This window comes from Caballeronia sp. LZ043 (genome assembly GCF_031451075.1).
Taxonomy (GTDB): domain Bacteria; phylum Pseudomonadota; class Gammaproteobacteria; order Burkholderiales; family Burkholderiaceae; genus Caballeronia.
In genome coordinates this window covers 370,997-393,600 of the sequence record NZ_JARUXT010000004.1, presented here as the reverse complement: position 1 = coordinate 393,600, position 22,604 = coordinate 370,997, and the positions used below count along the sequence as shown (strand labels likewise).

The 22,604-nt window shown below is 64.3% G+C and carries 22 protein-coding genes; 11 read left to right on the top strand and 11 right to left on the bottom strand.

Annotated features, from left to right (window positions below):
- Window positions 1-19 precede the first annotated feature (19 nt).
- Complete coding sequence (locus QCE64_RS29260) at window positions 20-733, top strand: lysophospholipid acyltransferase family protein (RefSeq protein ID WP_309819555.1); 714 nt, start codon at window positions 20-22, stop codon at window positions 731-733.
- Window positions 734-740: 7 nt separating this feature from the next.
- On the opposite strand, the gene QCE64_RS29255 is transcribed toward QCE64_RS29260, so the two are convergent.
- Both QCE64_RS29255 and pcaQ read right to left on the bottom strand, forming a co-directional pair.
- The gene (locus QCE64_RS29255) at window positions 741-1,109 is read right to left on the bottom strand and encodes a response regulator (protein WP_309925831.1); all 369 of its coding nucleotides are present in this window, start codon (window positions 1,107-1,109) and stop codon (window positions 741-743) included.
- Between the two features lie 196 nt (window positions 1,110-1,305).
- On the bottom strand, window positions 1,306-2,244 hold the full coding sequence (pcaQ, locus tag QCE64_RS29250; protein WP_309925830.1) for a pca operon transcription factor PcaQ: 939 nt from the start codon (window positions 2,242-2,244) through the stop codon (window positions 1,306-1,308).
- Window positions 2,245-2,360: 116 nt separating this feature from the next.
- Between pcaQ and pcaH the strand changes: the two genes are divergently transcribed.
- The 3 genes from pcaH to QCE64_RS29235 all read left to right on the top strand — a co-directional run bounded on the left by pcaH (window position 2,361) and on the right by QCE64_RS29235 (window position 4,068).
- The gene (gene pcaH, locus QCE64_RS29245) at window positions 2,361-3,062 is read left to right on the top strand and encodes a protocatechuate 3,4-dioxygenase subunit beta (protein ID WP_309819549.1); all 702 of its coding nucleotides are present in this window, start codon (window positions 2,361-2,363) and stop codon (window positions 3,060-3,062) included.
- Window positions 3,063-3,067: 5 nt separating this feature from the next.
- The gene (pcaG, locus tag QCE64_RS29240; protein WP_309925829.1) at window positions 3,068-3,676 is read left to right on the top strand and encodes a protocatechuate 3,4-dioxygenase subunit alpha; all 609 of its coding nucleotides are present in this window, start codon (window positions 3,068-3,070) and stop codon (window positions 3,674-3,676) included.
- Window positions 3,677-3,762: 86 nt separating this feature from the next.
- Complete coding sequence (locus tag QCE64_RS29235; protein WP_309925828.1) at window positions 3,763-4,068, top strand: DUF2288 domain-containing protein; 306 nt, start codon at window positions 3,763-3,765, stop codon at window positions 4,066-4,068.
- Window positions 4,069-4,075: 7 nt separating this feature from the next.
- Here the strand turns inward: QCE64_RS29235 and QCE64_RS29230 are convergent, their stop codons facing one another.
- Window positions 4,076-5,176, bottom strand: coding sequence for an AI-2E family transporter (locus QCE64_RS29230; protein ID WP_309934500.1), 1,101 nt, complete (start codon window positions 5,174-5,176; stop codon window positions 4,076-4,078).
- 169 nt (window positions 5,177-5,345) lie between these two features.
- Between QCE64_RS29230 and QCE64_RS29225 the strand changes: the two genes are divergently transcribed.
- Window positions 5,346-5,888 carry an OmpA family protein gene (locus QCE64_RS29225; protein WP_309925825.1) on the top strand — a complete coding sequence of 181 codons (543 nt, stop codon included), beginning with the start codon at window positions 5,346-5,348 and terminating at the stop codon, window positions 5,886-5,888.
- 3 nt (window positions 5,889-5,891) lie between these two features.
- On the opposite strand, the gene QCE64_RS29220 is transcribed toward QCE64_RS29225, so the two are convergent.
- The 3 genes from QCE64_RS29220 to QCE64_RS29210 are packed head-to-tail and all read right to left on the bottom strand — an operon-like array spanning window position 5,892 to window position 10,741.
- Entirely contained in the window at window positions 5,892-7,889 is a 1,998-nt protein-coding gene (locus QCE64_RS29220) for an acetyl/propionyl/methylcrotonyl-CoA carboxylase subunit alpha (protein ID WP_310007671.1), read from the bottom strand.
- Between the two features lie 53 nt (window positions 7,890-7,942).
- On the bottom strand, window positions 7,943-9,550 hold the full coding sequence (locus QCE64_RS29215) for a carboxyl transferase domain-containing protein (protein ID WP_309934497.1): 1,608 nt from the start codon (window positions 9,548-9,550) through the stop codon (window positions 7,943-7,945).
- Window positions 9,551-9,559: 9 nt separating this feature from the next.
- Window positions 9,560-10,741 (bottom strand): isovaleryl-CoA dehydrogenase, encoded by a 1,182-nt coding sequence (locus QCE64_RS29210; RefSeq protein ID WP_310007670.1) that lies wholly within the window; start codon window positions 10,739-10,741, stop codon window positions 9,560-9,562.
- A 176-nt stretch (window positions 10,742-10,917) separates the two neighbouring features.
- Here QCE64_RS29210 and QCE64_RS29205 point away from each other — a divergent pair, with 176 nt between their 5' ends.
- A complete protein-coding gene (locus tag QCE64_RS29205; RefSeq protein ID WP_310007668.1) occupies window positions 10,918-11,649 on the top strand; it encodes a TetR/AcrR family transcriptional regulator in 732 nt (243 codons plus the stop codon).
- A gap of 4 nt (window positions 11,650-11,653) precedes the next feature.
- Here QCE64_RS29205 and QCE64_RS29200 read toward each other — a convergent pair whose 3' ends face one another.
- Window positions 11,654-12,550 (bottom strand): ferritin-like domain-containing protein, encoded by an 897-nt coding sequence (locus QCE64_RS29200; protein ID WP_309925814.1) that lies wholly within the window; start codon window positions 12,548-12,550, stop codon window positions 11,654-11,656.
- A 355-nt stretch (window positions 12,551-12,905) separates the two neighbouring features.
- Here QCE64_RS29200 and QCE64_RS38000 point away from each other — a divergent pair, with 355 nt between their 5' ends.
- From QCE64_RS38000 to QCE64_RS29180, 4 genes are all read left to right on the top strand, one after another.
- Window positions 12,906-13,061 (top strand): type II toxin-antitoxin system RelE/ParE family toxin, encoded by a 156-nt coding sequence (locus tag QCE64_RS38000; RefSeq protein WP_404987788.1) that lies wholly within the window; start codon window positions 12,906-12,908, stop codon window positions 13,059-13,061.
- 3 nt (window positions 13,062-13,064) lie between these two features.
- On the top strand, window positions 13,065-13,352 hold the full coding sequence (locus QCE64_RS29190) for a helix-turn-helix transcriptional regulator (RefSeq protein WP_309819528.1): 288 nt from the start codon (window positions 13,065-13,067) through the stop codon (window positions 13,350-13,352).
- Window positions 13,353-13,556: 204 nt separating this feature from the next.
- Entirely contained in the window at window positions 13,557-14,351 is a 795-nt protein-coding gene (locus QCE64_RS29185; protein ID WP_309925808.1) for an ABC transporter substrate-binding protein, read from the top strand.
- Window positions 14,352-14,562: 211 nt separating this feature from the next.
- Entirely contained in the window at window positions 14,563-15,678 is a 1,116-nt protein-coding gene (locus QCE64_RS29180) for a M14 family metallopeptidase (protein ID WP_309837624.1), read from the top strand.
- 10 nt (window positions 15,679-15,688) lie between these two features.
- On the opposite strand, the gene QCE64_RS29175 is transcribed toward QCE64_RS29180, so the two are convergent.
- Window positions 15,689-16,057, bottom strand: a complete 369-nt coding sequence (locus QCE64_RS29175) for a nuclear transport factor 2 family protein (protein ID WP_310007666.1) — start codon at window positions 16,055-16,057, stop codon at window positions 15,689-15,691.
- 237 nt (window positions 16,058-16,294) lie between these two features.
- Here QCE64_RS29175 and QCE64_RS29170 point away from each other — a divergent pair, with 237 nt between their 5' ends.
- Entirely contained in the window at window positions 16,295-17,458 is a 1,164-nt protein-coding gene (locus QCE64_RS29170) for a porin (RefSeq protein WP_309925804.1), read from the top strand.
- 103 nt (window positions 17,459-17,561) lie between these two features.
- Here the strand turns inward: QCE64_RS29170 and QCE64_RS29165 are convergent, their stop codons facing one another.
- The 3 genes from QCE64_RS29165 to aspT are packed head-to-tail and all read right to left on the bottom strand — an operon-like array spanning window position 17,562 to window position 22,398.
- Entirely contained in the window at window positions 17,562-18,965 is a 1,404-nt protein-coding gene (locus tag QCE64_RS29165) for a glutamate decarboxylase (RefSeq protein ID WP_310007664.1), read from the bottom strand.
- Between the two features lie 39 nt (window positions 18,966-19,004).
- Window positions 19,005-20,645 carry a bifunctional aspartate transaminase/aspartate 4-decarboxylase gene (locus QCE64_RS29160; RefSeq protein WP_309925802.1) on the bottom strand — a complete coding sequence of 547 codons (1,641 nt, stop codon included), beginning with the start codon at window positions 20,643-20,645 and terminating at the stop codon, window positions 19,005-19,007.
- A gap of 58 nt (window positions 20,646-20,703) precedes the next feature.
- Window positions 20,704-22,398, bottom strand: a complete 1,695-nt coding sequence (aspT, locus tag QCE64_RS29155; RefSeq protein WP_309925801.1) for an aspartate-alanine antiporter — start codon at window positions 22,396-22,398, stop codon at window positions 20,704-20,706.
- Window positions 22,399-22,604 lie beyond the last annotated feature (206 nt).

Here is a 22,604-nt window from a genome sequence, read left to right as displayed (position 1 = left end):
CCGTCATCTTGTGAATCCGATGCGCCGCACCCTCGTCAAGTGGCTGTTCGCCACATATCTGCTCGGCAGCGGCATCGTCTGGTCGATCCTGATCCTGCCACTGTTTCCCTTCGTGGGCCGTAACGGGCGCTACCGGCTTGCAAGGCTCTGGTGCCGCGCGATGGTCACGATGATGCGCGTCATCACCGGCGTCACCTGTTCCATCGAAGGTCTGGAGCACCTGCCGGCCGGACCGTGCATCATCCTGTCGCGGCATGAATCGACCTGGGAAACGCTGTCCTTCATGGCGCTTTTCCCGCGCCGCATCAGCTTCGTGTTCAAGCACGAACTCATGAACATCCCGTTCTTCGGCTGGGTGCTGCGCGGGCTCGACATGGTGAGCCTCGATCGCGGCTCGATCCGCCAGGCTCACGGCGCGGTGACGCGCGAATCCGCCGTGCGGCTGAAGAAGGGCGACTCGGTGGTGATCTTCCCCGAAGGCACGCGCGTCGCGCACGATGCGCCGCTCAAGCTGGCCTCGGGCGGCGTGCGCCTCGCCTGCGCGGCGCGGGTGCCCGTCGTGCCGGTGGTCCACGATGCCGGCAAGGTATGGCCCGCGAAAGGCTGGCCGGACCGGGGCGGACATATCCGCGTGATCGTTACGCCGTGCCTGCCGCTCGACTGCGAGATCCCGCAGCAACTGAACCGGCTCGCGCAAACGCAGATGGACGAAGCGCTGGCGATCCTGCGCTAGCCATCCCTCAGTAAAGTGGCCGCTTCTTCGCGGCGCACAAGCGGTTGACAGCGGAAATGAGCGTTTCCATGTCGACGGGCTTGCGCAGGTAGCCGTCGTAGCTGACGAATGCGGGTGGATTCGGATGGCCCGAAATCATCAGGAAAGGGATATGCGAGAACGCCGTGTCGTTCTTCATCGTCTGGCACAGCAGCGCGCCGCCCAGGCCCGGCATCATCCAGTCCGAAACGACGATATCCACTTGCTGCTCGCCGAGTATCGTCAGGGCGCCATTGCCGTCGAACGCGCATAACACGGTGCAGTCCTCGCCCTCCATGCAGAGGGTCCAGGCTTCGATGGTGGCGGGGTCGTCGTCGACGAGCAGTACTGTCTTCATCTTGCGAACATGTTCGGGGTACGGTGCGGTCAAACGGTGGCAACCATGACGCGGGCGGAATCTGCTTCTGACCGTCGTGGCCCGCATTCGTTGCAGCCGCGCCGTTCCTCCACCCTATCGTCATAGTATTTCTTTCGCGCCAGATCTGCGCGGTAAATGCTCCTTAAGCAACTTGCGCGCCGCTCATGCCTTCCGGTCATTTGCTCCCGGCACGGCCCCTGCCCGCTTCCCGCAGCGCATCGACCAGCGTCTCCTCCACCGGCGTGCGCGCCGCGTCGTTGCGGCGGATCAGGCCGATCGGCTCGTCGGTGCCGGCGAACGGCATCGGCAAGGCGGCCAGCAGCCCGAGCGCGATGTCCTGCTCCACCGCGCCCGCAGGTACGAACCAGACGGCATCGTTGTTCAGCGCGAGCGAACGTCCAAGCGACACCGACAGCGTCTCGACCAGCGCCGTCAGCGCATGCGCGCCGAACGCGGTCAGCACGCTTTCAGCCGACTGACGAATCAGCGTGCCGAACGGCGGCACGACGATGGCAAAGCGCGCCAGCAGCGCGGGCGTCAACGGCGTTTCCAGCGTAAGCGGATGTTCGCGCCTTACCACCACCGCCAGTGGTTCCCGATAAATCTGCTCGAATGACAGCCCGTGCATGGCCTCCGGCTCGGACAGCCGGCCGACCACCAGATCCACCTCGCCCGCCTTGAGCTTTTCCAGCAGCAGCGCATTCGAATCTGTCCAGACGGACAGCGACACCGCCGGCCACTGCTGCCGGAACGACAGCAGCGCCGGCGACAGCAGCACGGGCGCGACCGTCGGCAGGATGCCGATGGAGATGGAACCGGGCACGTCGCCGCGCTCGCGCAGCAGCATGTCGACGCCTTCCCGCAGCGACGCCACGCACGCGCTCGCATGCGGCGCGAAGAGGCGCCCTTCGCGGGTCGGAACCGCGCCGCGCCGGCCGCGCTCGAACAGACGCACGCCCAGCATCGATTCCAGTTCCCCGATGGTCTTCGACACCGCCGGCTGGGTGATCGACAGACTGTCGGCCGCGCGCTGCACGCTGCCGAGCTGCGTGACGGCCAGGAAACACTGCAGATGCCGGAACTTGACGCGGGTGTTGGTAAAGTCGGTATCCATGAGGACTGGTTATGCAAGATGGCACGAAACATCATTTTCCATAACTTGCGTCGTTCTATAAAGTACTTGTCAGAAACACCGGGTTCAGTCCTCACAAAATTCAAGGAGACAGTCGAATGACCTCCCCCATCCTCACGCCGCGCGACTGGGAATCCCATCCGCCGTATCTGTCGCCGGGCTACAAGTCGTCGGTGCTGCGCAGCCCCGGGCTGCCGCTTATCCCGCTGAAGGAAAACCTGCGCAATCGCCGCGTGCCGGTCTACGGCGCCGACGATCTGGGCGTGCTCGACGCCGACCTCACCCGCAACGCCGCGAAGAACGGCGCGCCGCTGGGCGAGCGCATCGTGGTGACGGGCCGCGTGCTCGACGAGGGCGGCCGCCCCGTGCGCAACACGCTGGTGGAAGTGTGGCAGGCGAACGCGGCGGGCCGCTACGTGCACAAGGCGGATCAGCACGACGCGCCGCTCGACCCGAACTTTCTCGGCGCCGGCCGCTGCCTGACCGACGACGAAGGCCGCTACCGCTTCATGACGATCAAGCCCGGCGCGTATCCGTGGGGCAATCACACGAACGCATGGCGCCCGAACCATATCCACTTCTCGCTGTTCGGCGAGTATTTCGGTTCGCGTCTCGTCACGCAGATGTACTTCCCCGGCGACCCGCTGCTGGAACTGGACCCGATCTTCCAGGGCATCCCCGAACAGGCGCGCAACCGTCTCGTGTCGCGCTTTTCCATCGACACCACGCAGGAAGGCTACGCGCTCGGCTACGAATTCGACATCGTGCTGCGCGGCCCCGACCAGACGCCGACGGAGTGAACCCCATGACCACGCTCAAGCAAACCCCTTCGCAGACCGTCGGCCCGTACTTCGCCTACGGCCTGGTTCCCGAGCAGTACAACTTCGACCTGAAGAGCCTGTTCACCGCATCGGCGGCGGACCGTGAGGTGCCGGGCGAACATATCGCCGTGGTCGGCAATGTGTTCGACGCCGAAGGCAAGCCCGTCAACGACGCGCTGCTCGAAGTCGCCCAGGCCGATGCCTCGGGCCGCTATGTGCAGAGCGTGCAGGAAGCGCGCGAGTCGGGCTTTCGCGGCTTTGCCCGCGTCGGCACGGGCACGGATCCGAAGCTGCGCTTCATCGTCGATACGGTGAAGCCCGGCAAGACCGCTGACGATTCCGCGCCGCATCTGGACGTGATCGTGCTGATGCGCGGCATGCTGCTGCATACCTACACGCGCATCTATTTCGAGGACGAAGCCGAAGCCAACGCGAAGGACGCGGTGCTGCAGAGCGTTCCGGCCGAGCGCCGGCATACGCTGATTGCGAAGCGCGAGACGGGTCCGGCGGCGAAGCCGGGATCGTCGGGCAGCATCTATCGCTTCGACGTCCATCTGCGCGGGCCGAACGAGACGGTGTTCTTCGACCTGTAAGACACGCGCGGCAGAAGTCAGAACAGAAGGCGTCCGGCACTGCGCTATAGTGTCGGACGCCTTTCGTTTTCTCCCCGCCTCACATCATGTCCGACGCTTCCACGCCCAGCCCGCTCTACGCCCGGCTCCTCGGTGAAACCGCCCAGATCGGCTGGTCCGAACTCGAACGCTTCTTCGCGCAGGGCAAGCTCATCTGGGTCAAGGGCGATCTCGATCTGGTGAGCGTCGCGGAAGCCGTTGCCAATGACGACACCCGCCAGGTCACGCAATGGCTCTCGGCCGGGCTCGTCGAGCGCATGCAGGCCGAAACCGCCGCCGATCTCGCCGCGCGCGACCCCGAATTGTGGGCGGTGGTGACGTCGCCATGGGTCTGCGTGCAGGAACGCGGCTGAGGCCCGGTCACGCGCGCGGACCGCTGCGCCGCTCCACGACGTAATCGGTCCACAGCACGACGAGGATCGTCATCAGCGCCGGGCCGATGAACAGGCCGATGAGTCCGAAAGTCTCCGCGCCGCCGAGAATCCCGAACAGCACCAGCAGGAACGGCAGCCGCGCCGAGCCGCCGATCAGCACCGGCCGCACGAAGTGCTCCGCCACGAACACGACGATCAGCCCGAACACGGCGACGCAGATGGCCGCGACCGTCGAGCCCTGCGCGAGCAGCCACAGCGCCGAGCCAAGAAAGACGATCGGCGCGCAGAACGGCAGCATCGCCGCGACGGCGGTGAGCATGCCGAGCAGGCTCGCGTGCGGCACGCCTGTGACAATGTACGCGACGCCGAGCAGCGCGCCCTCGCCCAGCCCCACGACCACCAGCCCGACCACCGTGCTGCGCACCGATTCGGCCATGCGCCGCACGATCGCCGCGCCATCGGCGCCGAACGCGCGGCGCGAGCCCGCGAGCAACTGCTGCCCGAGCTTCGATCCCGCCTGGAATACGAAGAACAGCGTCATCAGCATGAAGCCGAAGATGAAGAAACCATGCACCACGCGCCCGCCGAAGTGACGGGTCATCGCGACCACGGTGGCGCTGTGCAGGTTCTTGACGGCGGGCGAGGCATCGAGCGGCGTCGCGAGATTCGCCTGCCACCAGCGCGAGATCTGCGCGCTCATCGGCAGATGATCGACGAAGGCGGGCATCGGGAAGCCGGTGCGCAGGACATCGTGGAACCAGTGCAGCATGTCGTGCGCTTCATTGATGGTCTGCGCCGCGACGATGAAGAACGGCACCACGAACAACAGGCCGATGGCCGCCGTCAGGCACACCGCAAGCACGATGTGATGGTGCTTGAAGAACGGCTTGCGTTCGAGCCAGCCGAGGGCCGGCCAGAGCGCGATGGCGATCACGGCCGCCCACACGACCGCCGGGATGAAGGTGCGCGCGGTGTACAGCGCCACCAGCACGAGAACCGCGTACAGCACCGCCGAAGCCGTGCGCTGCATCTTGAAGGTGCGTCCGGATGGATCCGGCGTCGAGTCGTTGCGCGGCGGGATGGGCATGAAAACGGGGGCCTCGTGAGGGTGCGGATAAGCAAGCAAAAATCGGGAGCAAAAATCGTCCCCGTTCATTGTAATCACGCATGCCCGGGCGCGTGCCGACGCCCCCTTTGCGGGACGGCGCGCCGCTCTCCCTATAATCGAAGCTCCGCATCGATGCAGGGAAGGTTCAATGACGGGAAAGACCGCACAGGGAATGACGCTGCGGGCCACGGCTTCGGCATGCGTGGCGCTCGCGCTGCTGGCCGGTTGTTCGACCAAGCTCAACCGCTCGAAGGAAGACGAGGTCAATGCACGCTATGGCATCACGACGCTTGCCGTGAAGGGTGGCGTCGAAATCCGGCTGCCCGAGGCGCCGCTGTTCGACACCGACGAAGTCGACATTCGCGCGGGACAGTCGCCGATGCTGGATCGGGTCGCCGTCGTGCTGAAGCGCAGCATGCGGCCTGTGCTGATCGAAGGACACACCGACAATCAAGGCTCGCTCGGCTACAACCGCAACCTGTCCGAAGCGCGCGCGCAGGCGGTGGCGCAGGCGCTGATCCAGCGCGGCGTGCCGGCCCAGCGCATCACGACCAAGGGCGCGGCCTGGCTGCGGCCGATCGCCAGCAACGACACCGCGCAAGGCCGCGCGCTGAACCGGCGCGTGGAAATCCTGGTGCGCACCGAAAGCGAAAGCACGCTGCTCGGCACGCCCACCCGGGGCCGGCGCTAGCTTTCAGGCGGCCTGCGCGGCTTCCAGCACGAGCAGTTGCGAGCCGTCGGCAACCTGATCGCCCACCGCGAACAGAATCTCGCCGATCGTGCCCGGCCCCGGCGCGACGATGGTGTGCTCCATCTTCATCGCTTCCATGACCATCAGCGGCGCGCCCTTCTGCACCAGCGCGCCCGGTTCCACCAGCACGGCGATCACCTTGCCCGGCATCGGCGCGGTGAGGCGACCTTCCTGCTCGACATCGCCGGCGTGGGCCATCAGGTTCTGCCACTCGAACTGCATCGCCGCGCCTTCGTGGAAGACGTGGAACAGATCGCCGTCGGTGAAGACGTGACCTTTGATGAGCGCGTCGTCCAGTTGCACCGCGAACGAGGTCTCGCCGCTATGCGACCAGTCGAAGCGCGCCTGCTCGCCGTTGAGTTGCAGACGCTTGTCGCCGGCTTTCGTGAAGATCACCTTCAGCGTTTCGTCCGTGTCCGCCGCGCGCCAGTTCAGATCCTGGCTGTAGCCGCCCGCCATGCGCCAGTGCGACAGCGCATCCCACGGCGAGTGACCATGCGCCTCGCCGCCCTCGCGCGTGAGGAGTGCCGCGCAGGCGAGCGCCAGCGCATGCTTGCGCGATACCTTCGACGGCGCGAACAGCGCGTCGTGATGCCGCTCGATCAGCCCCGTGTCCAGCTCCCCCGTGCTGAACGGCTCGCTCTGCACGATGCGCAGCAGGAATTCGACATTGGTCGACAGCCCGACGATCTCGCATTGCGCCAGCGCGCGCCCCATGCGGGCGAGCGCGTCGCGGCGGTCGCGGCCATGCACGATGAGCTTCGCGATCATCGGGTCGTAGAACGGCGTGATCGCATCGCCGCGACGTACGCCGCTGTCCACGCGCACGTCGCCGTCGATGGAAAATTCCACCGCGTGCGGCATGCTCAGATGCTTGAGCGTGCCCGTCGACGGCAGGAAGCCGCGCGACGGATTCTCCGCGTAGATGCGCGCCTCGATGGCGTGTCCGTGTACCTTCAGTTGATCCTGGCCGAGCGGCAACGGCTCGCCCGCCGCCACGCGCAACTGCCATTCGACGAGGTCCAGTCCGGTCACCATCTCGGTCACCGGATGTTCCACTTGCAGGCGCGTGTTCATCTCCATGAAGTAGAACTGGCCGTCCTGCGTCATGATGAACTCGACCGTGCCCGCGCCGACGTAATCCACCGCGCGCGCCGCCGCAACGGCGGCTTCGCCCATCGCGCGGCGGGTTTCATCGGCGAGACCCGGCGCCGGCGCTTCTTCCAGCACTTTCTGGTGGCGGCGCTGCACGGAGCAATCGCGGTCGAACAGATAGACCGCGTGACCATGCTGATCCGCGAACACCTGCACTTCGACGTGACGCGGACGTTGCAGATACTTCTCGATCAGCACGCGGTCGTTGCCGAAACTCGAGGCCGCCTCGCGCTTGCACGAGGCCAGCGCCGCCGCGAAATCCTCGCTGCGTTCGACCACGCGCATGCCCTTGCCGCCGCCGCCCGCGCTCGCTTTCAGCAGCACCGGATAACCGATGCCGTCGGCCTCGCGCTGCAACAGCGCGGGATCCTGGTCGTCGCCGTGATAGCCCGGCACGAGCGGCACCGCAGCGGACTGCATCAGCGCCTTGGCGGCGGCCTTGGAACCCATCGCGCGGATCGCATCGACGGACGGTCCGATGAACACCAGCCCCGCCTTCTCGCAGGCGTTGGCGAAGTCCTCGTTTTCCGAGAGAAAGCCATAGCCCGGATGAATGGCCTGCGCGCCGGTCGCCAGCGCGGCCGCGACGATGCGCTCGATGCGCAGGTAACTCTCGGACGCCGCCGCGCCGCCCACGTGCACGGCTTCGTCGCAGACAGCGACATGCTTGGCCTTCGCGTCCGCATCCGAATACACGGCGACGCTGCCGATGTTCATCCGCTTGGCGGTCGCCGCGACACGGCAGGCGATCTCGCCACGATTTGCAATCAGTATCTTGTTGAACATGTCTTTGCTCTGCAGAGGACAGGAGTAAGGCGCTAAAGCGCCAACTCCTGTCGTCACATCCGGAATACGCCGAAGCGCGTGTCTTCGATGGGCGCGTTCAGCGTCGCGGCCAACCCGAGGCCCAGCACGTCGCGCGTCTGCGCGGGATCGATCACGCCGTCGTCCCACAGACGCGCGCTCGCATAGTACGGATGGCCTTGCACTTCATATTGATCGCGGATCGGCGCCTTGAACGCCTCTTCCTCTTCCTTCGACCACGCGCCGCCCTTCTTCTCGATGCCGTCGCGCCGCACCGTGGCGAGCACCGACGCCGCCTGTTCGCCGCCCATCACCGAGATGCGCGCGTTCGGCCACATCCACAGAAAGCGCGGCGAATACGCGCGGCCGCACATGCCGTAGTTGCCCGCGCCGAACGAGCCGCCGATGATGATCGTGAACTTCGGCACCTTCGCCGTGGCGACGGCCGTCACCATCTTCGCGCCGTTGCGTGCGATGCCTTCGTTCTCGTACTTGCGGCCGACCATGAAGCCGGTGATGTTCTGCAGGAACACGAGCGGAATCTTGCGCTGCGCGCACAGTTCGATGAAATGCGCGCCCTTCAGCGCGGACTCGCTGAACAGAATGCCGTTGTTCGCGACGATGCCCACCGGATGCCCCCACACATGCGCGAAGCCGCAGACGAGCGTGGTGCCGTAACGGGCCTTGAATTCGTCGAAGGCGGAGTCGTCGACGATGCGCGCGATCACTTCGCGCACGTCGAAGGGCTTGCGGGTGTCGGCGGGAATCACGCCGTAGACGCTCTGCGGGTCGTAGCGCGGCGGCAGCGGATCCTTCAGCGCCAGCGTAGGCGTCTTCACGCGGTTCAGATTGCCGACGATGCTGCGCGCAATGCCGAGCGCATGTGCATCGTTCTGCGCGAGATGATCCACGACGCCCGACAGACGCGTATGGACATCACCGCCGCCGAGATCCTCGGCGCTCACTTCCTCGCCGGTCGCCGCCTTCACGAGCGGCGGGCCGCCCAGAAAAATCGTGCCCTGGTTCTTCACGATGATCGATTCATCGGACATCGCGGGTACGTAGGCGCCGCCCGCGGTGCACGAACCCATGACCACCGCGATCTGCGCAATGCCTTGCGCCGACAGGTTCGCCTGGTTGTAGAAGATGCGGCCGAAGTGATCGCGGTCGGGGAACACGTCGTCCTGATTCGGCAGGTTCGCGCCGCCCGAATCGACCAGATAGACACACGGCAGCCGGTTCTGCTCTGCGATTTCCTGCGCGCGCAAATGCTTCTTCACCGTGACGGGATAGTAGGTGCCGCCCTTCACGGTGGCGTCGTTGCACACGATCACGCATTCCTGCCCCGCGATGCGTCCGATGCCCGTGATGATCCCCGCGCCCGGCGCTTCGTCGTTGTACATGCCGTACGCGGCCAGTTGCGACAGCTCCAGGAACGGCGTGCCCGGATCGAGCAACTGCGCGATGCGGTCGCGCGGCAGCAGCTTGTTGCGTGATACGTGGCGGTCGCGCGCGGCCTGCCCGCCGCCTTCCGCGAGTTTCGCGACCTTCTGCTTCAGATCGGCGACGAGCGCTTCGAGCGCCTGCACATTGGCGCGGAACTCCTCGCCGCGCGGATTCAGCTTCGATTCGATGATCGTCATGTCGCGCCCTCAAGCCGTCTCGGCGAACAGTTCGCGGCCGATCAGCATGCGGCGGATCTCGCTCGTGCCCGCACCGATTTCATACAGCTTGGCGTCGCGCCACAGACGGCCCACCGGATACTCGTTGATGTAGCCGTTGCCGCCGAGGACCTGGATGGCTTCGCCGGCCATCCACGTGGCTTTTTCGGCGGTGTAGAGGATCACGCCCGCGCAGTCCTTGCGCACCTGGCGCACGTGGCCGGCGCCGAGCGTGTCGAGCTGGCGGCCGACCGCGTAGAGATACGCGCGGCACGCCTGCAACGTGGAATACATGTCGGCGACCTTGCCCTGGATCAGCTGGAATTCGCCGATGGCCTGGCCGAACTGCTTGCGATCGTGGATATACGGCACCACCGCGTCCATGCACGCAAGCATGATGCCGGTCGGGCCGCCCGCGAGCACGGCACGTTCGTAGTCGAGGCCGCTCATCAGCACCTTGGTGCCGCCGTTCAGCTGCCCGAGGATGTTTTCCTTCGGCACTTCCACGTTCTCGAACACGAGTTCGCCGGTATGCGAGCCGCGCATGCCCAGCTTGTCGAGCTTCTGCGCGACCGATAACCCCTTCATGCCCTTCTCGACGATGAACGCCGTGATGCCGCGCGCGCCCGCTTCGATGTCGGTCTTCGCGTAGACGACCAGCGTGTCGCAGTCGGGGCCGTTGGTGATCCACATCTTCGTGCCGTTGAGCACGTAGTGGTCGCCCTTCTCTTCGGCGCGCAGCTTCATGCTGACGACGTCCGATCCCGCGTTCGGCTCGCTCATCGCGAGTGCGCCGATATGCTCGCCGGAAACGAGCTTCGGCAGGTACTTCTGCTTCTGCGCCTCGGTGCCGTTGCGATGAATCTGGTTCACGCACAGATTCGAATGCGCGCCGTACGACAAGCCCACCGACGCCGACGCCCGCGAGATTTCCTCCATGGCCACCATGTGGGCGACGTAGCCCATGTTCGCGCCGCCGTATTCCTCGGACACCGTCATGCCGAGCACGCCCAGGTCGCCGAATTTCTTCCAGAGGTCCATCGGGAACTGATCCGAATGGTCGATTTCGCCGGCGCGCGGGGCGATTTCCTTCGCCGCGAAATGGGCGAGCGAATCGCGCAGCATGTCGATGTCTTCGCCCAACGCGAAATTCAGACCGGGCAGGTTGCTCATGAAGCGTCTCCTCGTGAATACGGATGTTTTCGGCGGCTACCGCGTGTTGAGTCTGGCTCACACCACGCCGGTAACCGCTGGATTGGGCAATTTCACGCTCAAATTGGCTGGCCGTCAATAGGTTTTTGAGCTACGCTCACATTTATTCGAGACGTTTCCAGGGCTGCATTCCGATCATGTCGACGCATACCACCGCTTCCGGCCGCCGCGCGCCCGCCGGCATCAAGTCGCAGCAGCGCGTGAAGGAGATTCTCCAGGCCGGCCGCGAAGTCTTCGCCGAGAAGGGTTACGACGCCGCAACCAGCGCGGAGATCGCGCAGCGCGCGGGCATCTCCGAAGCCACGGTCTTCAGCTATTTCAGCGGCAAGCGGGATTTGTGCGCGCGCGTGATCGCCGACTGGTACGACGAGATCATCGATGCCTTCGAAACCGGCCTGCCGCGCGACGGCACGGTGCATCAGCAGTTTGCGTTCATCGTCAGGACGCACATGCGGCTCATGCTGATGAACGGCACCGGGCTCTGCTCGCTGGTGCTGTCGGAGGGCCGCACCAAGCAGCACGATCTGTCGGACGCGCTCACGGAATTGCAGCGCCGCTACACCGCGCCGCTGATGGACGTGCTCGCGCACGGCCAGGCGCTCGGCCACGTGCGCAGCGACGTGCCGCTGCGGCTGTTGCGCTCGCTCGTGTTCGGCCCGATGGAGCACGTTCTGTGGGATGCGACGCTCGCGAAGCGGCGCTTGAGTCAGGCTCAGATCGAGACGACGGCGAACGAACTCGTGGACGTCCTGTGGGCGGCGCTGCAGCCGCCGGACACGCAGGTGGCCGCGCTGGTGCGCTTCCGGCAAGAGGTCGAGGAAGCCTCGCGGCGCTTCGATGCGTCAGCGAAGCGGAAACGGGAAGAATGAGGCCTTATTTGCGGATGAAGCGCAGCGCGAGGCGCGCGAGCTTCGGCACGGTGACGGGGCGCAGGAGCCGCGCGTCGTAACCGCCCATGCGGCGGTCGTTCTCTTTCAGACACGTTTCGATCAGCGCGCGCACCGAAACATCGCCCGCCACCGAATCGCCGACATTCGCCGGGAAGTTCGCGTCCTGCGCGGCGCCGCTCGTGTCGAAGCCGCGCGCGAGGGAAATGCGGTCGCGGATCAGCGAGACCCACACGCTCGCGGTCTTCGCCAGGAACCACGGCTTGCGATACCACGGCAGGCTGCGCCGGTACCACGCCACCCAGTTGGCGAAGAACAAGATATGACGCGCTTCTTCCTGGATCACCGGCTCGAAGGTTTCGACCAGCGCTTCGGGAAAGTAGCCCGATTGCCGCGCCGCCTCGAACAGCCCGAACGCGAAGAAACTGTCGATGCATTCGCTGTAGCCGGTCAGCATCCAGGCGCGTAAAGGATCGGCGGGGGCGGGATATGGCGGTTCCGGCGCGAGTTCGATGCCATACGCCTCCACCAGCTTCGACAACACCAGCTTGTGACGCGCCTCCTCGCCGCCGTTCATGCGCAGCGCCTCGCGCAGATGCGCGTCGGCAACCGTGGCCGCGTAGGTGGCGACGCGGATCGATGCGCGCCCTTCCGTCTGCACCGCGATATCCCAGATGGGCAGCGAGGTCACGCGCTTCAGCGCGGCGGGTTCGAGCGGCGGCCAGTCGATGACGGCGGGCTTGTACGGGTTGTGCGTCGTGAGGAGCATCTCGCAGAACATGCGCTTGTGCAGGTCCGAACCGATCGGGATTTTCCCAGTGGACCGGTAGGTCCAGTGGCGCATCGCATGATCTGCTTCGACTGGGTTGAGCGTGTCGGACATATTCGAAGATTGGTCTCGGCCCGGGTACGTCCTGCGGAGTTTGGCACACGGAACGCAAACATGCAGCAAGTGCACGCAGAGCCGCGAAATCCTTCCCAAGTCACGCCAATTCGAAGCAACTCGGACAACACACGCCGACGACCAAATTTCACATTGCCCAAGCCTCAAAAATATACATATACTTGTATATTGTAGGGATGAAAACCTTACGCTTCGTCGGTACAACATTGGAGGATCTGCGCAAATTTCCCCTGGAAGCGCGCCGCCACACCGGATTCCAGCTGGACGCCGTGCAGCGTGGCCTGATGCCGGATGACTTCAAACCCATGCCAACAGTCGGCGCGGGGGCGTATGAATCCGCATTCATGTCGAGGGAGAGTGGCGAGTACTTTACGTCGCGAAGTTCAGCGACGCAGTCTATGTGCTTCACGCGTTCCAAAAGAAGACCCAAAAAACGCGACACGAAGGTATTGAACTGGCGGCTCGCCGCTATCGGCTGATTGGAGGCTGAATCATGAACGAACCCATTGTAGATTCGAGCGGAAACGTCTTCGCCGACCTCGGCTTTCCCGAGGAAGAGGCTCTCCTGCTCAGTCTCCGCGCCGACCTGATGGCTTCGTTGCGTCAGGTGATCGAAGCCCGCGGCTGGACCCAGGCACAGGCTGCTCAGGCGCTCGGCATCACCCAGCCGCGTGTTTCCGACCTAAACCGAAGCAAGTGGGACAAGTTCAGCCTCGACATGCTGCTGGCACTGGCCGTGCGCGTCGGGTTGCATCCGCACATCGAGTTGAAGGCCGCATGAAGCACCTTCCTCACACCGCAAGGCTTCGAAGACCCGCTATCGGGGCTTTCACTAGCTCCCCAACATTTTTGGCTTGGTAACCTTCTGCCGATTCTGAGCGGACACGATCCGCGGAATGCACCTGATCCGGCGCCCCAACCATGCGCCGGTCGCCTGGAAACGAGACCTTCCGGGTAGAACCGACCACCTTCTGGAGTTACAACAGTGAAGAAACTGCTCGCGGCACTGACGATGTCCCTTCTCGCCGCCACGTCGCTCACCGCCGTCACCGCCGCGCAGGCGAAGGACTATTCGACGATCCGCTTCGGTGTCGACGCCAGCTATCCCCCGTTCGAATCCAAGGGTTCCGACGGCAAGCTGGTCGGTTTCGATATCGATCTCGGCAACGAGATCTGCTCGCGCCTCAAGGCGAAATGCGTGTGGGTCGAGAATGACTTCGACGGCATGATCCCCGCCCTCAAGGCGAAGAAGTTCGACGGCGTGCTCTCGTCGATGTCGATGACCCCGCAACGCGCCGAGCAGATCGCCTTCTCGAGCAAGCTGTTCAACACGCCCACGCGACTGGTCGCGAAGAAAGGCAGCAACATCCTGCCGACGGCCGAAAGCCTGAAGGGCAAGAACGTCGGCGTGGAACAAGGCACGATCCAGGAAACCTACGCGAAGACCTACTGGGCGCCGAAGGGCGTGACGGTCACGCCGTACCAGAACCAGGATCAGGTCTACGCCGACCTGACGTCGGGCCGCCTCGACGCCGCGCTGCAGGACGCCGTGCAGGCCGAAATCGGCTTCCTGAAGACGCCGCGCGGCGCGGGCTTCGACTTCGCGGGCAAGGACCTCGACGATCCGAAGACGCTCGGCAACGGCGCCGGCATCGGCCTGCGCAAGGAAGACACCGACCTGAAGACCAAGATCGACAAGGCCATCGCCGACATCATCAAGGACGGCACCTACAAGAAGATCGAGAAGAAGTACTTCGACTTCGACGTGTACGGCAGCTAAGCCGCCTCGCCTTCCCTAAAACGGGCTCCGCGCCGCAAGGCACGGAGCCCGTTTCGTTTGCGTCATCCCTTGCGGACGCCGCCGTCCGGGCGCCCGCCGCAGTGATTTCGGCTAAGATCGAACGTCCGGTAAGACGCCAGCGGAAGGAGACACCGCGGCGCCCCGCAACTATCCGAGGCAAGAAGCACGCATTCGCGTGCGCGCGACCCCTATGCAAACCCGAACCCACTCCCTGATCTCGCCGTCCCTCGGCACCACCCGCACCATCACCAGCTTCCACTATGGTCCCGGCGGCGGCCAGAAGATCTACATCCAGTCCTCGCTGCACGCGGACGAGCTGCCCGGCATGCTGGTCGCATGGCGTCTGCGCCGCCAGCTGGCCGAATTCGAAGCCGCCGGCAAGCTGCGCGGCGAAGTGGTGATCGTGCCGGTGCCGAATCCGATTGGCCTGTCCCAGCATCTGCATGGCACGCTGATGGGCCGTTTCGAAACCAACAGCGGCCACAACTTCAACCGCAATTTCCACGATCTCGCCGCGTTGATCGCGCCGCGCATCGAGGCGCGTCTCGGCCCGGACGCGGAGGCCAACAAGCTGGCCGTGCGCGCCGCCATGCAGGAAGCGCTCGACGAGCAGACGCCGCACACCGAACTCGAATCGCAACGTCTGGCGTTGCAGAAGCTGTCCTTCGACGCCGATGTCGTGCTCGACCTGCACTGCGACCTCGACGCCGCGCTGCATCTCTACACCAATCCGGACATCTGGGAAGAAGTGGAGCCGCTCGCGCGCTATCTCGACGCCCGCGCGTCGCTGCTCGCGCTGAATTCGGTGGGCAATCCGTTCGATGAGATCCACAGCTTCTGCTGGTCCGATCTGCGCCAGCGTTACGGCGAGCGCTTCCCGATTCCGAACGGCGGCGTGTCGGTGACGGTGGAGCTGCGCAGCCAGCACGACGTGTCCTACGAACTCGCGGACAAGGACGCGCAGGCCATCGTCAATTACCTGATCCGGCGCGGCGTGATCGACGCCCCAGTGCCCGAGCTGCCGCCGCTCGCTTATCCGGCCACGCCGCTTGCGGGCGCGGAGCCGATCGTCGCGCCGATGTCGGGCATCCTGGTGTTCCGCGCGCCGGTGGGCGAGTACATCGAGGCGGGCGCGCCGGTCGCCGATATCATCGATCCGCTGACCGACACCGTGACCACGCTCAAGTGCACGACCTCGGGCGTCATGTACGCACGCCACATCGTGCGCTTCGCGACGGCCGGTCTCGAAGTGGCGCGCATCGCGGGCGCGAAGGCGTATCGGACCGGGTCGCTGCTGTCCGCCTGAGCCGCTTTCTCTAGTAAGGCGCAAGGCCGCATTGCGCGGCCACCACGCGCCAGTTCCCGTTGATCTCGCCCCAGGTTCGCGTGTAGCGCAGGCTGCCCGCGAACGGGGCGCCGCCGAACGTGCCGGTGATCGCCACGCGCGTCACCGTCACCGCGAACGTGCCATACACGCGCACCCGCACGTCCTCCGTCTCCAGCTTCTCGATCCGCTGGATCCCATAGCGATGTCCGTTCAGGTCGTCGGCCTTCGTCCACACCTTGCCGGTGGCGTCGACGAAACTCAGGTCGTCGGCGAGCAGCGCGTCGAGCGCATCCACGTCCGACTTCATCATCGCCTGCTTCAGGCGCGCTTCCAGTGCAAGGATTCCCGTTTCGTCCATGGTGTCGCTCGCTTAGAGAGTGAAGCGTGAGCATCGCATCGCGCCCACTGAACACACAAGCGCAACGATTCCGCCAGTGGTGTTGCCCCTGAGATACACCGAAAGCCGGCTGAAAGCACTGTCACATTTTCTTCTTCAGCGCTCGCTACAGTTGCGCCCGTCGCAATGAACACGTCGTAGAACGCGGATTTGACCGACATCGTCACCACCACCGCGAACCAACTCACGGAGCTTGTTTTGAAGAAGAATCTCTTGGCGACCGCCGCGCTCGCCGCATTTGCCGCCCTCGCCGCCACCTCCGCGCAAGCCCAAAGCAGCGTCACGCTGTACGGCATCATCGACGCCGGTATCAGCTACGCGACCAACGCAGCACGCACCGGCGGCAGCGACTCGCTCGTCAAGTACGACGACGGCGTGGCGCAAGGCAGCCGTTGGGGCCTGAAGGGCTCCGAAGACCTCGGTGGCGGCCTGAAGGCGATCTTCACGCTGGAAAACGGCTTCAACAGCGGCACCGGCGCTCTGGGCCAGGGCGGGGCTGAATTCGGCCGTCAGGCATTCGTCGGTATTTCGAAGAACGACGTCGGCGCGCTGACCTTCGGTCGTCAATATTCATTCTCGACCGACTATCTCGGCGGCGCGTACTCGATCGGCGGCCAGACCGTCGCGGGCAACTACGCTTACCACATCAACGACGTCGACCAGCTGACCTCGAGCCGCATCAACAACTCGGTCAAGTTCAGCAGCGCCAGCTTCTACGGCGTGACGTTCGGCGCCATGTACGGCTTCTCGAACGCGGCTGGCGCCTTCGCCGGCTCGCCGACGGTCGGCACGACGGCCGGTTCGTCGCGCGCCTACAGCTTCGGCCTGAACTACAAGGCGGGCCCGCTTGGCATCGGCGCGGCTTACACTGACATCCACTACCCAGGCTCGTCCACGCCGACATTCTCGACCAACATCGCGAACATCACGCAAGCCAACATCAAGGACCTGCGCACGTTCGGCGTCGGCGCGAACTACGCGCTGGGCGCAGCGACGATCTTCGGCCTGTGGACCAACACGCGCTTCGAACCGGTTACCGGCGCGAGCTCGAAGTTCAACGCGTTCGACATCGGCGGCAAGTACGCCTTCACGTCGGCGCTGACGGCTGGCCTCGGCTACTCGTACATGAACCTGACGGACAACGCCAAGGGCCACTGGCACCAGTTCGACGCGTCGGTCGACTACGCGCTGTCAAAGCGTACCGATGTCTACGTGCTCGGCATCTACCAGAAGGCTTCGGGCCGCAACGGCACGAACGACGTGCAGGCGCAGATCGGTTCGGCGACCAGCTACTTCGGTACGTCAGGTCTGGGCGAAGACGACCAGCTCGCGTTCCGCGTCGGCATCCGCCACAAGTTCTAAGCATCGCTGCGATGCCAGGCGTCCTGTCGAAGGACGTCTGCTGAACGAAACGGGCCGCCCTTGGGCGGCCCGTTTTTTTCACACGCTCACACGCTCGCGCGGCTCAGCATTTCGCCACGGCGACCTTGTGAGGATCGACGTGAGCGTGCAGTGCCGGAGCGGTGGCCGTGCCGCCGTGCTCGTCGAGGTACGCGCAGGCGGAGACGATGTCGCGCGCCAGCGACATCGCGACGGTGTGGTTGATGTGTGGACGCACCACCACGCGCAGACTCCTCACTTCCTCGGCGTTGGGCGGCATCGAATACGCCGACAGCACCCAGCCTTTCTCGCGCACCTTGTTCGACACGTCGAACTCATTGAATTTCTTCACCTTGGGATCGAGCGTGACGGCGACGACAGGAATGCGCTGCGTCTCGTTCATGATGGTGAAGTAGCCGCTCTTGACCAGTTCGTCGCGCAGCCTGACCGCATTGGCGAGCGTGTGCGTCATGATGCGCTTGTAGCCATCGAAGCCCAGACGCAGAAACTGGTAGTACTGCACCGCGATCGGCGCCGCGTTGCGGCTGAAGTTGAGGGTCGCGGTAGGCATTTCACCGCCAAGATAGTTGACGTAGAAGATCAGGTCTTCATTGAAAACCTTGCGCTCGCGAAACACCACCCAGCCGAGTCCTGGCGGCGTGAGCCCGAACTTGTGCCCGGACGCGTTGATCGACTGCACGCGCGGCAGACGGAAATCCCACGCGTAGTCCGGATAGAGAAAGGGATTGACGAAGCCGCCCGAGGCGCCGTCGATATGCATCGGAATCGAGATGCCGGTCTTCTGTTCGTACGCGTCGAGCCAGTCGTGGATTGCCTGGATGTCGTCGTCCTCGCCGGTGAACGTCTGGCCGGCGATCGCGACCACCGCGATGGTGTTCTCGTCGACGTACTTGTCCAGCTGATCCGCGGTCAGCCGATAGTTGCCCGGCTCGAGCGGCACGATGCGCGGCTCGACGTCGAAGTAGCGCAGGAATTTCTTCCAGACGATCTGCACATTGCCGCCGGTCACCATGTTCGGTCGCGATGCGTCCTTGCCGGCCTTCTCGCGCGCCTGCCGCCAGTTCCACTTGTGCGCCAGTCCCGCCAGCATGCACGCCTCGGAGGAGCCGATAGTCGCCGCACCGTAGGGCTCCACGTCTTTCGGACCGTTCCAGAGCTCGTGCAGCCAGCGGACCATGCGCCTCTCCATCGCGAAGAGTTGCGGATACATGTCATGGTCGATGTAGTTCTTGTACATGTTGCGCCGCGCGGTCTCCACCGCCTCGGGTTCCGCAAAGGTCGTGACGAACGACGACATGTTCAGCATGGGATTGGTGTCGGTCCACTCGTCGCTCCAGACCAGCGCGTCCGCGGCGCGCGCCGAAATGCCGTGTCGCGGGAAGGCGTTCTCCGGCACTTCGAGATTGAATTCGTCGTACATCGTGACTTTTTCAGGCGGCGTGCCGTCCGGGTTCGTTGCAGGATTCATTGCCTTGCATCCTCTGCAAATAAGGATTGAGAATTTCGATTACTTCGCTGTTTTGCCGCCTTCCTTCCTGAAGCGCTCGACGTATCGATCCATCAGCTTGCGAATCGCGCGGCCGATCAGCATGTAGTCGCTCTCGTTGAGATTGGCGAGCGACACGCGGCCCGAAGGATGCGGCGTCCCGAAGCCGCGTCCCGGCAGCAGAACGACGCGCGCTTCCTTTGCAAGCTCGAAGAGCATTTCGGAGGGCTGCACGCTTTTGAGCACCCAGTCGACGAATTCCTTGCCATACGCGCGCCCACCCATGTATTCGAGATCGAGGATCGTGTAGTAGTCGACTTGGTTCTCGTCCTCCGCTTCCTGCGCCACACCGATCTCGCGATACAGCGCCGCCTTGCGGCCACGGATCAGACGCTTCAGCGCGTTCTTGTAGGCATCGGGCGTGTCCATCAGCGAGAACAGGGAGAACAGCACCATCTGCACTTGTTGCGGCGTGGAGAGGCCGGCCGTGTGATTCAGCGCGACGGTCCGGCTGTCCGCCACCAGACGGTCGATGAATTTGAGCTTGTCGGGCTCGGTCGTGATCGATTCGTAACGTTCGTGCAGGATCGCCCGCGCATCTTTCGGCAGGGCCGCGATCTGCTCGTCCAGCACGTTGTCACGGTGCGTCGCGATCGTGCCGAGGCGCCAGCCGGTCGCGCCAAAGTACTTCGAATACGAATAGACCAGGATGGTGTTCTTCGGGCACAGCGCGAAGAGCGACACGAAGTCGTCGGCGAAGGTGCCGTAGACATCGTCGGTGAGCAGAATCAGATCAGGCCGCTCCTTCACGATTTCGGCGATGTACTGCAAGCTCGCCTCATCCATCTTCACCGACGGCGGGTTGCTCGGATTGACGAGAAAGAACGCCTTCACCTTCTTGTCACGTAACTTGTCGAGCTCGCTTTTCGAGTACTGCCAGCGGTTCTTCACGTCGGCATCGCAGTTGATGACGTTCAGCTTGTAGTCGTTCAGGCGCGGAATTTCGATGTACGGCGTGAAGATCGGCCGGCCGAGCGCGATGGTGTCGCCCGGCTTGATGAGGAAATTCTCACGCATCGTGTTGAAGATGTAGGTCATCGCCGCGGTACCGCCTTCCACCGCGAAGACGTCGAATTCGCCGACGAACGGATGCTTGCCGATCATCTCGCGCCGCAGATACTGCGCGACGATGCGCTCCGACAGCGCCAGCATGCGATCCGGCACGGGATAGTTGCAGGCGAGAATGCCTTCGCACATCTCATACAGGAAATCAGCCGCATTCAGGCCGAGCTGGTCGCGAACGTAGGACACGGCGCCCGCCAGGAAGCTGATGCCGGGCGTGCCATGAAACTCGCGCGCAAAAATTTCGAAGCGCTCCTCGATGCCTTCCCGCTTTGGAAATCCGCCGACGCCTTCCGGCATATAGGCAAACGAACGCTCCGACTCCCGCATCGCGAAGAGGCCCAGTTGCCAGAAGCCATGGCGCGGAATCGTCGCAAGAAAATTCGGGTTACCGCGGCCCGCGTTGAGCATCGCGAGATTCGCGGGCCGCTCGACCGCGCTGCCGCCCGCGGCCTTGATGAGCTCGTCCTTGAGTTCGAACGGGCTGAGCGCTGCCATCGCAGCACGATCGTCGCGAGCCGGCTTTGAAGACTTGGCCATCCAACACCCCCAGAAAAAGAAATCAACTCGATGACACTTGAAAAGACATGCGGCACGCTCACGAAAGCAGCATGACGATCACCATCCCCCAGATGGTCAGCAGCGTATTGCCCACCGCGTAGGTGACCGTGTAGCCGAGGCCCGGCACCTGGCTTTTCGCGGCATCGCAGATCATGCCGAGCGCGGCCGTCGTGGTCCGCGCGCCCGCGCAGATGCCGAGCAGGATCGCCGGATGAAACCTGAAGACGTATTTCGCGATGTACATGCCGAGAATGAGCGGCACCGACGACGCGAAGATGCCCCACAGAAAGAGGCTCACGCCGAGCTTCTCGAGACCCGCGACAAAGCCCGGACCAGCGGTGATGCCCACCACTGCGATGAACACGTTCAGGCCGACCGAATTCATGAACCACAGTGTCGGAGACGGAATCCGTCCGAAGGTCGGGTGAATCGCGCGGAGCCAGCCGAAGAGAATCCCCGCGATCAGCGCGCCGCCCGCGGTCGACAGCGTGAGCGGAACGCCGCCCGCGTGAATGACGACCGCACCGATCAGCGCGCCAAGCGTGATCGCCAGGCCGGTAAACGCCATGTCGGCGACATCGCTCGGGCGGTCGATCACGCCGGCCGCCTTGGCGACCGCCGTGGTGTCCTGCGTGCGCCCTACCACCGTCACGGTGTCGCCACGATGCAGTTTCGTGTTCGCCAGGACCGGAATGAGCGTCTCGGTCGCACCGCGTTTGATCCTGCGGATGAACACGCCGCGCGCGCCTGGCAGATGCGCCAGCTCGCCGAGCGTCTTGCCTTCCACCGCCTTGTTCGTCACGAAGATATCGACGCCTTCGACCGGCACGGCGAGCAATTCTGCGTCGTCGACTTCTGTCGCCACGCCGCCGCCGAGAATCTCGACCAGCTGATCGCGCCGCCCGACCACGGCGACCACGTCGCCGGCCTGCAGTACGTCGTCGATCTTCGCTTCCTGGATCTGCCCGCCGCGCCGGATCCGCTCGATGAAGAGCCGGGCGCCCGCGGGCTCCAGCGCTTCCGCCTGTGCGACCGTCAGACCCGCGACACGGCCATGGGCCTGCACGCGATAGGCGCGCAACGTGAACTGATGCCAGCCCGAGCCGTCGCCGCCCAGCTCCGTGCCGCCGCCGAGTTGCTTCTCGTACTCCTTGCACGCCGCAACCAGATCGATCCCGAGAAGCCGTGGACCGAGCATCGCCAGGATCAGCGCCGAGCCGATCGTGCCGTAGATGTAGGTCACGGCGTAGGCAGTCGGCATGGCGTCGAGCATCGCCTTGGCCTGCTCGGGCGGCAGGCCAAGGCGATTGATTGCGTCTGTCGCGAGGCCCATGGAAGCCGAGATGGTCTGCGAGCCTGCGAACAGCCCCGCCGCCGAGCCGATGTCATAACCGGCGATCTTCGCGGCGACCCACGGCGCGGCCAGGCACAACGCGCATTGAATGACGGCGAACAACGCCTGCGGCAACCCGTCCTTCGCGATGCCGCGCACGAACTGCGGCCCGACGCCATAGCCGACGGCGAACAGGAACATCAGGAAGAAGACGGACTTGACGTTGGGCGAGATGGTGATGCCGAGCTGGCCTACGGCGATGGCGGCAAGCAGGGTCGCGGTCACTGCGCCGAGACTGAACCCCTTGAAGCTTTTTCCGCCGACCCAGTAGCCAACGCCCAACGAGAGAAATACGGCGATTTCAGGATAACTACGCAGTGTTGCAGTAAGCCATGACATAAGCGTTCCTTGTCAAGTCGAAGCTGCTTTGCCGTTTTTTTGACCAAGAACGGCAGAAAATCAGCACGATCATTTGAATCGCCTGAATCATATTGAGGAAGTTCCAACCGTCCACTCGAAATGAAGCGCAGCTTGACCGACGACAACACACGCACAATTCGACGCAATTTTTTCTGCGTCTTGCCGGGCGTATGTGAATCGTCCAC

Bases quoted from the DNA above. Each gene is read 5' to 3' on its own strand.
- QCE64_RS29230 (WP_309934500.1), bottom strand. From the start codon at position 5,176: ATGCCCATCCCGCCGCGCAACGACTCGACGCCGGATCCATCCGGACGC.
- QCE64_RS29215 (WP_309934497.1), bottom strand. From the start codon at position 9,550: ATGACGATCATCGAATCGAAGCTGAATCCGCGCGGCGAGGAGTTCCGC.
- QCE64_RS29180 (WP_309837624.1), top strand. From the start codon at position 14,563: ATGCAAACCCGAACCCACTCCCTGATCTCGCCGTCCCTCGGCACCACC.
- QCE64_RS29260 (WP_309819555.1), top strand. From the start codon at position 20: ATGCGCCGCACCCTCGTCAAGTGGCTGTTCGCCACATATCTGCTCGGC.
- QCE64_RS29175 (WP_310007666.1), bottom strand. From the start codon at position 16,057: ATGGACGAAACGGGAATCCTTGCACTGGAAGCGCGCCTGAAGCAGGCG.
- QCE64_RS29205 (WP_310007668.1), top strand. From the start codon at position 10,918: ATGTCGACGCATACCACCGCTTCCGGCCGCCGCGCGCCCGCCGGCATC.
- QCE64_RS29255 (WP_309925831.1), bottom strand. From the start codon at position 1,109: ATGAAGACAGTACTGCTCGTCGACGACGACCCCGCCACCATCGAAGCC.
- QCE64_RS29160 (WP_309925802.1), bottom strand. From the start codon at position 20,645: ATGGCCAAGTCTTCAAAGCCGGCTCGCGACGATCGTGCTGCGATGGCA.
- QCE64_RS29235 (WP_309925828.1), top strand. From the start codon at position 3,763: ATGTCCGACGCTTCCACGCCCAGCCCGCTCTACGCCCGGCTCCTCGGT.
- QCE64_RS29165 (WP_310007664.1), bottom strand. From the start codon at position 18,965: ATGAATCCTGCAACGAACCCGGACGGCACGCCGCCTGAAAAAGTCACG.
- QCE64_RS29190 (WP_309819528.1), top strand. From the start codon at position 13,065: ATGAACGAACCCATTGTAGATTCGAGCGGAAACGTCTTCGCCGACCTC.
- QCE64_RS29210 (WP_310007670.1), bottom strand. From the start codon at position 10,741: ATGAGCAACCTGCCCGGTCTGAATTTCGCGTTGGGCGAAGACATCGAC.
- QCE64_RS29200 (WP_309925814.1), bottom strand. From the start codon at position 12,550: ATGTCCGACACGCTCAACCCAGTCGAAGCAGATCATGCGATGCGCCAC.
- aspT (WP_309925801.1), bottom strand. From the start codon at position 22,398: ATGTCATGGCTTACTGCAACACTGCGTAGTTATCCTGAAATCGCCGTA.
- pcaQ (WP_309925830.1), bottom strand. From the start codon at position 2,244: ATGGATACCGACTTTACCAACACCCGCGTCAAGTTCCGGCATCTGCAG.
- pcaG (WP_309925829.1), top strand. From the start codon at position 3,068: ATGACCACGCTCAAGCAAACCCCTTCGCAGACCGTCGGCCCGTACTTC.
- QCE64_RS29225 (WP_309925825.1), top strand. From the start codon at position 5,346: ATGACGGGAAAGACCGCACAGGGAATGACGCTGCGGGCCACGGCTTCG.
- pcaH (WP_309819549.1), top strand. From the start codon at position 2,361: ATGACCTCCCCCATCCTCACGCCGCGCGACTGGGAATCCCATCCGCCG.
- QCE64_RS29220 (WP_310007671.1), bottom strand. From the start codon at position 7,889: ATGTTCAACAAGATACTGATTGCAAATCGTGGCGAGATCGCCTGCCGT.